This window comes from Streptomyces sp. NPDC057963, assembly GCF_042887155.1.
In the GTDB taxonomy this organism is placed as follows: Bacteria; Actinomycetota; Actinomycetes; order Streptomycetales; family Streptomycetaceae; genus Streptomyces.
Genome location: NZ_JBHVPX010000003.1, coordinates 494,808 through 506,381, shown reverse-complemented (window position 1 = coordinate 506,381; position 11,574 = coordinate 494,808). Strand labels below are relative to the sequence as shown.

Genomic DNA, 11,574 nt, shown 5'->3' with positions numbered 1-11,574 from the left:
GTCCGTACCACCCAAACCCGTACGGGGAGATCGCACAAGAGTGCCCCTGTGCGTCGGAAATTCGGTTGCACCCATGCCGCCGAAGCGCCGAGCATGCCCCGTATGCACCACACGGGGGAGTACCGATGAGCGCACGGCTGCGCGGCATCGCGCGAGAGACCGAGGCCATCGTCGAGGCCGGCCGCTACCGCACGCCGGAAGGGCGCGAGGTGAGCATCGCACGTGCGCTGACCACCGCGCTCTCGGGAACCGGGCTGTACGGCCCCGAGCCGGTGCCCGTCACGGCGGCCGACTCCGGCCGCACACCGGCGATCGAGGTCACCGACGAGAGCAGCCTGCAGGCGGCGCGCCGGATGACCGGCGAAGGACCCGGCAAGGTCGCCGTGCTGAACTACGCCTCGGCCCGCAATCCCGGCGGCGGTTACCTCAACGGCGCGCAGGCCCAGGAAGAAGCCCTGTGCCGGGGCTCCGCCCTGTACACCACGCTGCTGCGCGCCCCCGACTACTACGCCCACCACCGTGCGGAACGCAGCGCCTTCTACACCGACCGGGTGATTCACTCGCCCGGTGTGCCGGTGTTCCGCGACGACCGGGGGCGGCTCCTCGACACCCCGTACACCGCGGGCTTCCTCACCTCCCCGGCGCCCAACGCCGGAGTCATCCGCAGCCGCACCCCCGAGGACGCCCACCGCATCCCCGCCGCGCTCGCGTCCCGCGCCGAGCGGGTGCTGGAGGTCGCGGCGGCACACGGCTACCGCAGGCTGGTGCTGGGCGCCTGGGGTTGCGGTGTGTTCCGCAACGACCCGGCACAGGTGGCCGGTGCGTTCCGGGCACTGCTGCTGGACGGCGGCAGGTTCGCCGGGCACTTCGAGCAGATCGTCTTCGGCATCCTCGACCGCAGCCCCGATTCGGCCACCCGGTCCGCCTTCACCCGGACGCTCGGCGGTCAGCTCCAGCCGTAGCGCTCCCGCAACCGGCCGACGACCAGGTCGAACCGGCCCCGGTCCAGCGCGCACGCCTCACGCCGCATCCCGTCCTCGCGCACCCGCAGCACCCGGTCCAGATCGACCCACGACGGACGGCCGGAGCTGTCCCACGGTCCGGCCCCGAGCGCCACCCACTCGTGGTCCCGGTCGTGCTGCTTGCTGGACAGCCGCACGGCCAGCAGCGTGCCCGCCGCCTCCCGGGCCACCACCAGAACCGGACGGTCCTTGCCCCGCCCGTCGTTCTCCTCGTACGGCACCCAGGTCCAGACGATCTCGCCGGGGTCGGGATCGCCGTCCCGGTCCGGGGCGTACGAGGTGCGGACCGGACCCACGTCGCGCGGGTCGGCCTCGCAGGTCGCGGCGGGTCCGGTGCGGCCGGGGAATCCGGCCGGGCCGTTGGTGCTGTCGTCACGGTGCTGGATCGTCATCCCCACACCGTAGGACCTGTACGGCCCAGTCCACGGAGCGGGTCCGGTGAACGGGCCGCAGGCTCGGGCCATGATCACTGGACACCCCACTCGCGCCGCGCGCCCCGTCGTGCCCGCCCGCGCCGGACGCGCCGTCACCCTCGCCGTCCTGCTCGTGACCGCCCTGCTCCCGGCCACCGCTGCCGGGGCGTCAGCCGCCGCCCCGCCCCGTACGCCGCAGCTCCCCGCCCCGGCCTCGAGCTCGACCGGAGGTTCAGGTTCACACTCCCCGGCGGCATCGCAGCCCGCGCGCACCGTCTCGGCCTGGCTGCCGTACTGGGACCAGGAAGGCGCCTACCAGGACGCCCTGCGCCACGCCGCACAGCTGAACACCGTCAGCCCCTTCTGGTACCGGGCCGTCTCGGCCGACCGGATCGACGGCCACCCCGGTGCGGGCGAGCGCCGCATCATCGACGGTCTGCACGGGGCGGGGGCCGAAGTGGTGCCCACGGTCATGGAGACGATGAAGGACGGGGCCCTCGCCGCCATCCTCACCAGCCCCACCGGACGCGCCGCGCACGCCGACGCGCTCATGCGGACCGCCACCAGCCGCGACTACGACGGGCTCGACCTCGACTACGAGTCCATCGCGGCGACCGGTGACTCCACCTACCGCGCGGTCCGCGACGGCTTCACTGCACTCGCCACCGACCTCTGCGAACGCCTCCACCGCGTGGGCAAGAAGTGTGTCGTCACCGTGTTCCCGCAGACGGCCACCACCGGACGCATCTGGGACTACGCCGCCATCGGCCGGGTCGCCGACCGGATGCGCATCATGGGATACAACCTCCACTGGTCCTCCGGCACACCGGGCCCGATTTCCGACCTGACGTGGTACGACGACATCCTGACCCGCGCCACCGCCCTCGTCCCCGCCGGCAAGCTGGAACTGGGCATCCCCGCCTACGGCTGGGACTGGGACACCGACGGCACGAGCGCCACCCGGCACGTCACCTGGAAGGAGGCCGACGCGCTGCGCCGTGCCCAGGGCGCCCCGTACACACTCGACCCGGTCTCGGGCACCCCGCACTTCACCTACCGGGACAGCGGCGGACACCGGCGCGAGGTCTGGTACCAGGACGCCCGGGGCATCGCCGCACAGCTACCCGTCCTGCGCCGGCACGGCGTGGCCGGCACCGCCCTGTGGGCCCTCGGCTTCGAGGACCCGGAGCTGTGGCCGGTGCTCGCCCGGGACTGAGGGGCGCGCACCGGCCACCACCGACCGGACCCGCTCAGGCAGACACACCGTCCTCCTGATCACCCGTCACCGGAATGTGCTGCTTGAGCGGTGGGGGAGGGACGGCCGGTGCGACCCCGTCGACCCGAGGTGCCGGTGACGCCGGGGTGTCCTGCCCCATCGTCGCCAGCAGCTGCCGTGCCAGTCCCAGACCCGTGCCGCCCATCGTCAGCGCCTTCGCGAACATGTCCGACAACCCGTCGGCCCCATTCAGCAGCACCATGTGGTCCACACTGCTGAAGGCGCCCGCGCCCGCCTCGACGATCTCCGGCCACCTCTCGGCCAACTGCTGGGCGACGACCGCCTCCTGATTCTCCGCCAGTGCCGCCGCCCTGGCCTTGATCGCCTCCGCCTCCGCCAGACCCTTGGCACGGGTCGCCTCGGCCAGTGCCAGCCCCTTGGCCTGGGCGGCGGCGGCCTCCGCCTCACCCGTCGCCCTGGTCGCCGTCGCGGCGGCGGCGCCGCGCGCCTTCGTCGCCTCGGCCTCGGCGAGTGCCGCCGTCTTGACCCGGTTGGCCTCCGCGACCGCGGCGAGCTCCGTCTCCCGCGCCTTCGCCTCGGCGGCCGAGATCCGGGCGTCGCGCTCGCCCTCCGCCAGAGTGCGCTTCTCGTACGCCTGGGCGTCCGCGGGCTTTCGCACATCGGCCTGCAACTGCTGCTCGCGCCGGTGGGCCTCCAGTTCGGCGACCCTGGTCTCCTGGACCACGACCTCCTGCCGGGCCGCCGCGTCGGCCAGCGGTCCGGCCTGGCGCGAGCTGGCCGCGGCCTTGTCGCGCTCGGCCTGGTACCCGGCCTGCAGGATCTCGCTGTCCCGCGTCGCCTCCGACATCCGGGCGGCGGCCTGCTGCTCCGCCTCGGTGGCCCGGCGGTTGGCCTCCGCCTGCGCGATGCGCGCATCCCGCTGCACCGCCGCGGCGTGCGGCATCGCCAGGTTCTTGATGTAGCCCGTCGGATCCTCGATCTCATGGATCTGGAGCGAATCGACGATCAGCCCGAGCTTCTCCATCTCGGTCCCGCACGCGGACCGGGTCTGCCCGGTGAGCTTCTCCCGGTCGCGGATCATGTCCTCGACCGTCAACCCGCCGACGATGGACCGCAGATGACCGGCGAACACGTTGTGCACCCGCTCCGACATCATCTTCTGCTGGTCGAGGAAGCGCCGGGCCGCATTGGCGATCGACACGAAGTCGTCGCCCACCTTGAAGATGACCACACCCCGCACCCGCAACGGAATCCCCTGGTGCGTGACGCAATCGACTGACAACTCCGTCTCGTTGAGGTCCAGGGACATCTTCCGCACCGCCTGGACCCCCGGCAGGACGAGGGTGCCGTGACCGGTGACGATCCGGAACCCCATGCCCTGCCCCAGACCCTCGGTCTTGTGCTTGGAACCGGAGATGACCAGTGCTTCGTTCGGCTCGGCCACGCGCCACATCAGCTTGAACAGGCCGATCAACACCATGATGGCGGCGAGTACGAGTCCCGCCGTGACGCCCATGACCATCGGCATGCGCCCCCTTATCGCAGTGCCCCGTCGGCACCGCTGAACAGGGGGAGTCTTCTCCTGCCCGGGACGGTGGAGAAGACGCGTGCGGATCCTTGCCGCATTCTTGACCACGAAGGGCGTCAAGACCCTCCCACGGGAGCCTCAACTGCCGTATGCGCGCGCCACATACACCGTCCGCGGCGGCAGATGCTCGATCACCGTCACCACCGTGCCCACCTCGATGCGGTCCTTCGCCGACGCGGGATGCGCGAGGAAGTGCTCGGCGCCGCCCCGGATCCGTACGATCACCTCGCCGACCAGCCCCGGTCCCACCGTTCCCGTCACCCGACCGAGCAGTCCCACCATCGAGGAGTCATCCATGCCCCGGAGCGTACCCATGCCGCACGGGTCTGGAAGACTGCCCGACGCCATGAGCCAGTTACCGAACCAGCCCGCCGAAGGCCCCGCCCCGACCAGTGCCGATGTGGCACGGCTCGCCGGGGTCTCCCGGGCCACCGTGTCCTACGTACTGAACGACATCGCGACCGTGCGGATCAGCGAACCCACCCGCCGCCGGGTCAGGGAAGCGGCCACCGAACTGGGCTACGTACCGCACGCGGCGGCCCGCAGTCTGCGTGCCGGGCACACCCGCATGGTGGTGCTGCCCGCGGTGAATTTCCCGCCCGGCCCGCTCCACCACCGCTTCTTCCACGAACTGGAAGCCGGGCTGCGCCGCCTCGACTACACCGTGGTCCAGTACGGCAGCACCGGCCTCGACGCCGACGACGCACCCCGCGCCTGGGCCGAACTCCGTCCCGTCGCCGTCATCGCACCCGGCACGATCGCCCTCACCCCGCAGGGCATATCCGTGCTCAGGCGGGCCGGGGCCAAGGCCGTCATCACGCTCGGCCCGCGGCCGGTGGCCGGCGCCCACGCGCTGGTCATGGACCAGCGAAAGGTCGGCAGCCGCGCGATCGGGCATCTGCTGGAGCGAGGCCGGCGTCGCATCGGCGTGATCATGCCCGAGGAGAGCGGCCTCGGCCTGTTCGCCGAACCCCGGCTGGCCGGGGCCCGGCAGGCCGCACAGAGCCACGGGGCCCTCGTCGAACCCCTGCCGCTGCGCTACGAGGAGGGCTCGGCCGACCGGCTGGCCGCACGCTGGCGCACGCTGGGCCTCGACGCCGTGTTCGCGTACAACGACGAATACGCGATGCTCCTCATGCGGGCCCTTCAGGACGCGGGCATCGAGGTGCCCCGCGAGACGGCCGTGATCGGCGCCGACGACCTGATGCTCGGCAGACTGCTGCGGCCCCGGCTCAGCAGCGTACGTCTGGAGATGGCCACGGCACAGCCGCCGGCGGACCTCGTCGACCGGCTGGTGCGGCACCCCGGCGGCGCACCCGAGCACCACGACCTGCTGCGGGCCAGTGCGGTCCACCGCGAGTCCAGCTGAGCCGCCGGGTCCGCACGGCGCCGCAGCGCGGCAACGTGCGCACCGCGCGCCGCCTGCCTAGCGTCATGACCATGAGCCATCCGCAGAGTTACGAGATCCTGCTGGTCCCGGGATTCGCCGAGGACACCACCGAAGCCACCGAGCCGGGCGGCGCCATCCGCTCGGCGGTCGTGGCGGCGACCGGCGAGACGGGGGCATCGGGCTATCCCCGCTATTCGGGTGAAGGCGTCGTGGCGGACATCGACCCGGCGACACACACGGTCGAGGCCCTGCTGGTCGACGGTGCCGAGCTGGACTACGGCCTCTCGGTCCGGATCAAGGAGACGAACGCCGACAGCAACGCCGGTGGCTGAGTCCGCGCCGCCGGACACCGGCCGGAGGGCTACGGAAGGCCGAGAGGAACCCGAGGAAAAGCCGAGGAAAGCCACGGGAGGACCACGGAAGGCCGAGAGAAACCGAGGAAGGCCAGGAGAAGGCCAGGAGAAGGGGCCCGGCCGGTCCGGCCGGACCCCTCACACCGCTCATGTGTGCGCGGAGCCTACTTCTGCTCCTTCTGCTGGTCCTCGATGGACTTGCGGACCTCGTCCATGTCCAGCTTCCTGGCCTGCCCGATGACATCCTCCAACGCCGCCTCCGGCAGCGCCCCCGGCTGCGCGAACACCGCAACGTTGTCCCGGACGATCATCAGCGTGGGAATGGAACGGATCTCGAAGGCCGCCGCCAGCTCCTGCTGCGCCTCGGTGTCGACCTTGGCGAAGACCAGGTCGCCGTGGCGCTCCGACGCCGCGTCGTAGACCGGCGCGAACTGCCGGCACGGGCCGCACCAGGAAGCCCAGAAGTCGATCAGGACGAAGCCGTTCTCGCTGACGACCTGATCGAAGTTTTCCTTGGTGAGCTCAACGGTGCTCATGCTCTGCTACCTCTTCCTGTGCCCGCTCGGACCTGTCCGGCACAACCGCGCCGGTACTCGCGCTATTCCGCCTGCCCATGTGGCCGCCGCGCACACCCGCGATCAGACTGTCCCCATGACAGATGCTTCCTTGAACGCCGAGTACGACGTCGTGGTGATCGGAGCAGGTCCGGTGGGTGAGAACGTCGCCGACCGGGCGCGTGCCGCCGGGTTGAGTACGGCGGTCGTCGAGATGGAGCTCATCGGCGGCGAGTGCGCCTACTGGGCCTGTATGCCCAGCAAGGCCCTGCTGCGCCCGGTCGTCGCCCGCGCCGACGCCCGCCACGTCCCCGGCCTCAGCGACGCCGTGCAGGGTTCGCTCGACACGGCGGCCGTCCTCGCCCACCGCGACACCTACGCCTCCCACTGGAAGGACGACGGACAGGTCGCCTGGCTGGAGGGCATCGGAGCGGACATCTACCGCGGCCGGGGCCGGCTCACCGGTGAGAAGTCCGCCTCCGTCACCGCCCCCGACGGCACGGTGCACCGGCTCACCGCCCGGCAGGCCGTCGCCGTCTGCACCGGCAGCCGCGCCGTCGTCCCCGCTCTGCCCGGCATCGACGGGGTCCGCCCCTGGACCAGCCGTGAGGCGACGAGCGCGAAGAAGGTGCCCGGCAGCCTCGTGATCGTCGGAGGCGGCGTGGTCGGAACGGAGATGGCCACCGTCTGGCAGGCCCTCGGCGCCCAGGTGACGATGCTGATCCGCGGCAAGGGGCTCCTGCCGAGGATGGAAGCCTTCGCGGGCGACCTGGTCGCGCGGGCGCTGACGGAGGCGGGCGCCGACATCCGCACCGGTGTCTCGGCGACATCCGTACGGCGTGCGGTCCCGGACGGGCCGGTCGTCGTGGAACTGGACAACGGCGAGCGTGTCGAGGCCGACGAAGTCCTCTTCGCCACCGGCCGCGCCCCGCGCACCGACGACCTCGGCCTGGAGACGGTGGGTCTGGCGCCCGGCTCCTGGCTCACCGTCGACGACAGCTGCCGCGTCGAAGGCACCACCTGGCTCTACGCCGTCGGAGACGTCAACCACCGGGCACTCCTCACGCACCAGGGCAAGTACCAGGCGCGTATCGCGGGCGCCGCGATCGCCGCCCGCGCCGCGGGAGTGCCACTGCTGGAGAACGACCCCTGGGGCGCCCACGCGGCCACCGCCGACCACGCGGCCGTCCCGCAGGTCGTCTTCACCGACCCCGAGGCCGCCTCGGTCGGCCTCACCCTCGCGGAGGCCGAACAGGCCGGCCACCGGGTACGCGCCATCGACCAGGACTTCGCCGCGGTGGCGGGCTCAGGGCTGTACGCGGACGGCTACCGGGGCCGCGCCCGCATGGTCGTGGACCTCGACCGGGAGATCCTGCTCGGCGTCACCCTCGTCGGACCGGGCATCGGAGAGCTGCTGCACTCGGCGACGATCGCGGTCGCGGGCGAGGTCCCCATCGGCAGGCTGTGGCACGCCGTCCCCGCGTATCCGACGATCAGCGAGGTCTGGCTGCGCCTGCTGGAGGCGTACCGCGACGCGTAGGGCCCGGTCGGCACCTCGGAACACCGCCAGGGTGTTCTCCCCGGTGCCCAGGGTTCGGCGCTGGCCATCCGCCCCGGGCAGCCCGGAGAACGGGAACTCGGCGCCCCTGCCTCCGTATCGGAGCTCGACGGTGCCGGTTTGATCCGGCCGTCCCGCACCACGACCACGCGGGGCCGTTCCTGCGGCCCGTCGAGGCGTGCTGCGGGAACGGCGCGGTAGCGGCAGCCGATCTTCCGGCTGCCGGTCCGCGGTGTGACGCGTACGCCGGCGGGCCTGGCGGCCGATGGCGCGGGAGGCCGGGGCGGTCAGGCCGGCGGCCGCAGATCGCTGGTGGAGACCCGCACGTGGTCGACGACGAGTTGCTGCGGGAAGGAGGTGCTGCCGTCGGGGTCGCCCGGCCAGTAGCCGCCGACGGCGAGGTTGAGGATCAGGAAGAAGGGCTTGTTGAACACCCAGGTGTTGCCGCCGAGGTCGGCGGGTGTGCGGCGCTGGTAGACGTTGCCGTCCACCGACCAGGTCACCGAGTCGGGGGCCCAGTCGACCGCGAAGGTGTGGAAGTCGTCGGCGAACGCCTGGCCGCCCGGCAGCGTGTAGGCGGCACCGATGCCGCCGGAACCGGAGTAGCCGGGACCGTGCAACGTGCCGTGGACCGTGGAGGGTTCGAAGCCGACGTTCTCCATGACGTCGATCTCGCCGGAACCGGGCCAGCCGACCTGACCGATGTCGTTCCCCAGCATCCAGAAGGCGGGCCACATGCCCTGACCGCGCGGCACCTTCATCCGGGCCTCGACGTGCCCGTACGTCTGAGTGAACCTGCCGGAGGTGTTCAGGCGTGCCGAGGTGTACTCGCACGTGCCGTACCAGCACTGGTAGTTGTTCGGATTCTCGCGGCGCGCGGTGATGACCAGATGTCCCTGGCCGTCGAGTGCCGCGTTGTTGTTGCCGGCCGTGTAGTACTGCCGTTCGTGGTTGTTGACGTTGTCGCCGGTCTCGATCTGCCACTTGCCGCCGTCGACGGCGGAGCCCGCGGGCCCGTCGAAGTCGTCGGTGAACGTCCCTGCTGTCACCGCGGGCCGCGGCGTGGGTACCGGCACACCGGCGGCGAGGCCGGAGGAGGCCGAGACGAGGGCGAGTACGGAGAGCGCGGACACCAGGAGACGCCGTGTGAGGTGGGGGGAGGTCATGGGGGTCCTTCCCGTGCGGAATCGAGCATCTGTCATGGATGTGACAAGTGCTCACCATGGGGGGTGGGGGAAAGGCTTCCGTTCTGTCTGAGATTTAAGAAGTGAACCAAGACCGTGTCAAGGCTTTGGTACGGACCACACTTCTTGCATGCACCAGTGGCGGCACGGCCTGGGCCGGGGCTCCCGTGCGGGCCTCGTCCCGGACCGCGGGGCCGGCCAACGGCGTGGGCGCGCGGCGGAGTTCGGCTCCACGCTCCGGCCCATCAGGTGTTCATGCTGCGGTGCGGGCCACGGGCGGTGTCAGTTCCCCGGGGCGGGGGACAGCGGTTGCCCGCAGCGCAGGTTCCACCGTCCGGACCGGCCGCTGAGCGCGGTCAGTGTCAGCGGGGCGACGTCCAGCCGCCAGAACGCCTGCGTCGGCAGATCGAGGGCCCGTACGGTCACCGCCCGCACCACCGCGGGCTCGACGACCCCCAGCACACGGCCGCCCCCGTCGCCGGCCAGGACCTTCACGGACTCCTTGGCCGCGCCGGAGGCTGCCGCGGAATCCCTGGGTGCGTCGGAGACCGCCACGGAGTTCAGCCAGCCGCCGACCCGTGCGCACAACTCCAGCAGCGATTCGCCGCCGTGCGGGGCCGCCGAGGGGTCGGCCAGCCAGGCCGACACGGCGTCCGGTTCGCTCGCGCCCACCTCCGCCAGCCGCTGCCCGCTCCATCGGCCCATGTCCCAGTCGCGGAGCGCGAGGTCGGGATCGGTGCGCAGTCCCAAGGCGTCGGCGGTTGCGGCGCACCGCACGGAGGGCCCGCGCACATACCGGTCGGCCGCGGGCACTCCCGGCGCGGCGGCGCGGGCACGCCGGGCCCCGGCCGGGTCGAGCGGAGCGTCACCGTCGAAACGCGCCTCGCGCAGCGCGGCGTTGAGCGCCGGTGAGATCAGCATCACCTGAACCGTCATGACCGGGTCAACCCCCTGAACTCTGGCCCTCACATGTGCCCACCATGGCATCCGGGTCCTCCGGCCCTGCCGTCGGCACCGTGGCCGTGCCTGGGCCCAGGCGGTATCGTCCCAGGAACATGACGAAGGTGTGACGGAAGTCCGGTGAGAATCCGGCACGGTCGCGCCACTGTGAACCCGTACCCGTACGGGAAGTCAGACCCAACACCTTCGACTCGGCACCACGATCGGGACGCGTGTTCCCTCAGGAGGTTCTGCCATGGCACAGACTGCCGCTGCCCCCACCACCGCCGTACCGGCGATCACTCCCCTCTCCGGGAAGGCCATTGCCCCGTGGGCGGTCTTCTTCGGCATCCTCATGCTCGTACTGCTGTACTTCGTCGGCGCCGAGCAGGGCGCCACCGCGGTCATCTCCGGCGAAGGTGTCCACGAGTGGGTCCACGACGGCCGCCACCTCCTCGGCTTCCCCTGCCACTGACGTCCCGTCCGATCCAGGGGAAACCTCATGAACTCCATATCTGTCAGAGCCCTGCTCGTCCGCGGCATGCTGGCCGGGCTGGCCGCGGGCGCACTCGCCCTGTTTGTCGCCTACTTCCTCGGTGAGTCCCGGGTCGATGCGGCCATCGCCCTCGAAGAGGCGCACAGCCACGACCACGGCGGTGGCGAGGAACTCGTCAGCCGCACCATGCAGTCCACCGCCGGCCTCGCCACCGGTGTGCTCGTCTTCGGAGTGGCCATCGGCGGCATCGCCGCCCTCGTCTTCTGCTATGCCCTCGGCCGGATCGGCAGATTCGGCCCCCGGGCCACGGCCGCACTGATCGCGGGTGCGGCCCTGCTGACCGTGTACGTCGTGCCGTTCCTGAAGTACCCGGCCAACCCGCCGGCCGTCGGCAACCCCGACACCATCGGCCGGCGCACCGCACTGTTCTTCCTGATGGTCGCCCTCAGCGTGCTGCTGGCCGTCGCCGCCGTGATCCTCGGCAGGCGGCTGGCTCCCCGCCTGGGCAACTGGAACGCGACGATCACCGCATCCGTCGCCTACGTCGTCGTGATCGGACTCGCCTACGCGCTCCTGCCCTCGTTCAACGAGGTCGGAAAGGACTTCCCGGCGGGGCTGCTGTGGGAGTTCCGCCTGGCCACGCTCGCCGTACAGGCCACGCTGTGGGTCACCTTCGGCCTCGTCTTCGGCCACCTGACGGAACGGCTCCTCGTATCGGGGACCGGTACCGTCACCACCGGCGAGGGGACGGCGAACCGGGCGGCCACTGCGGCCGGCTGACCGACCCACCGCTCACCACCGGCCGAGATCTCACCACCGGCGGACATTTCGTCATCAGCG

At 71.6% G+C, this 11,574-nt stretch carries 12 protein-coding genes and 2 pseudogenes; 7 read left to right on the top strand and 7 right to left on the bottom strand.

From position 1 onward, the window contains the following. Positions 1-125 precede the first annotated feature (125 nt). Complete coding sequence (locus ACFVT1_RS09260; RefSeq protein ID WP_389793751.1) at positions 126-962, top strand: TIGR02452 family protein; 837 nt, start codon at positions 126-128, stop codon at positions 960-962. Here ACFVT1_RS09260 and ACFVT1_RS09255 read toward each other — a convergent pair. Further along, complete coding sequence (locus ACFVT1_RS09255) at positions 947-1,414, bottom strand: type II toxin-antitoxin system PemK/MazF family toxin (RefSeq protein WP_389793750.1); 468 nt, start codon at positions 1,412-1,414, stop codon at positions 947-949. The genes ACFVT1_RS09260 and ACFVT1_RS09255 overlap by 16 nt on opposite strands. 70 nt (positions 1,415-1,484) lie before the next feature. Here ACFVT1_RS09255 and ACFVT1_RS09250 point away from each other — a divergent pair, with 70 nt between their 5' ends. Continuing rightward, positions 1,485-2,651 (top strand): glycosyl hydrolase family 18 protein, encoded by a 1,167-nt coding sequence (locus ACFVT1_RS09250; protein WP_389793749.1) that lies wholly within the window; start codon positions 1,485-1,487, stop codon positions 2,649-2,651. Positions 2,652-2,685: 34 nt separating this feature from the next. Here ACFVT1_RS09250 and ACFVT1_RS09245 read toward each other — a convergent pair whose 3' ends face one another. Together ACFVT1_RS09245 and ACFVT1_RS09240 are read right to left on the bottom strand one after the other, a co-directional pair. Then, a complete protein-coding gene (locus tag ACFVT1_RS09245; RefSeq protein ID WP_389793748.1) occupies positions 2,686-4,200 on the bottom strand; it encodes a flotillin family protein in 1,515 nt (504 codons plus the stop codon). A 138-nt stretch (positions 4,201-4,338) separates the two neighbouring features. Next, complete coding sequence (locus tag ACFVT1_RS09240) at positions 4,339-4,557, bottom strand: hypothetical protein (protein WP_362202958.1); 219 nt, start codon at positions 4,555-4,557, stop codon at positions 4,339-4,341. Positions 4,558-4,606: 49 nt separating this feature from the next. On the opposite strand from ACFVT1_RS09240, the gene ACFVT1_RS09235 reads away from it, so the two are divergent. After that, positions 4,607-5,629, top strand: coding sequence for a LacI family DNA-binding transcriptional regulator (locus ACFVT1_RS09235; RefSeq protein WP_389793747.1), 1,023 nt, complete (start codon positions 4,607-4,609; stop codon positions 5,627-5,629). A 71-nt stretch (positions 5,630-5,700) separates the two neighbouring features. Next, positions 5,701-5,982 (top strand): hypothetical protein, encoded by a 282-nt coding sequence (locus tag ACFVT1_RS09230; protein ID WP_389793746.1) that lies wholly within the window; start codon positions 5,701-5,703, stop codon positions 5,980-5,982. Positions 5,983-6,167: 185 nt separating this feature from the next. Here ACFVT1_RS09230 and trxA read toward each other — a convergent pair whose 3' ends face one another. Further along, entirely contained in the window at positions 6,168-6,539 is a 372-nt protein-coding gene (gene trxA / locus ACFVT1_RS09225; protein ID WP_362202949.1) for a thioredoxin, read from the bottom strand. Positions 6,540-6,654: 115 nt separating this feature from the next. Between trxA and ACFVT1_RS09220 the strand changes: the two genes are divergently transcribed. Further along, entirely contained in the window at positions 6,655-8,097 is a 1,443-nt protein-coding gene (locus ACFVT1_RS09220) for a dihydrolipoyl dehydrogenase family protein (RefSeq protein WP_389793745.1), read from the top strand. Between the two features lie 53 nt (positions 8,098-8,150). Here ACFVT1_RS09220 and ACFVT1_RS09215 read toward each other — a convergent pair. The 3 genes and pseudogenes from ACFVT1_RS09215 to ACFVT1_RS09205 all read right to left on the bottom strand — a co-directional run. Further along, positions 8,151-8,369, bottom strand: a pseudogene (locus ACFVT1_RS09215) (G-D-S-L family lipolytic protein); the annotation flags it as partial. Positions 8,370-8,420: 51 nt separating this feature from the next. Then, positions 8,421-9,281 (bottom strand): annotated as a pseudogene (locus ACFVT1_RS09210) (family 16 glycosylhydrolase); the annotation flags it as partial. 300 nt (positions 9,282-9,581) lie between these two features. Continuing rightward, positions 9,582-10,235: a histidine phosphatase family protein gene (locus tag ACFVT1_RS09205; protein ID WP_389793743.1), complete on the bottom strand. Its 654-nt coding sequence runs from the start codon at positions 10,233-10,235 to the stop codon at positions 9,582-9,584. 259 nt (positions 10,236-10,494) lie between these two features. Here ACFVT1_RS09205 and ACFVT1_RS09200 point away from each other — a divergent pair, with 259 nt between their 5' ends. Further along, positions 10,495-10,713 (top strand): CbtB-domain containing protein, encoded by a 219-nt coding sequence (locus ACFVT1_RS09200; protein ID WP_389793742.1) that lies wholly within the window; start codon positions 10,495-10,497, stop codon positions 10,711-10,713. 27 nt (positions 10,714-10,740) lie between these two features. After that, positions 10,741-11,514: a CbtA family protein gene (locus ACFVT1_RS09195; protein ID WP_389793741.1), complete on the top strand. Its 774-nt coding sequence runs from the start codon at positions 10,741-10,743 to the stop codon at positions 11,512-11,514. Positions 11,515-11,574: the final 60 nt, after the last annotated feature.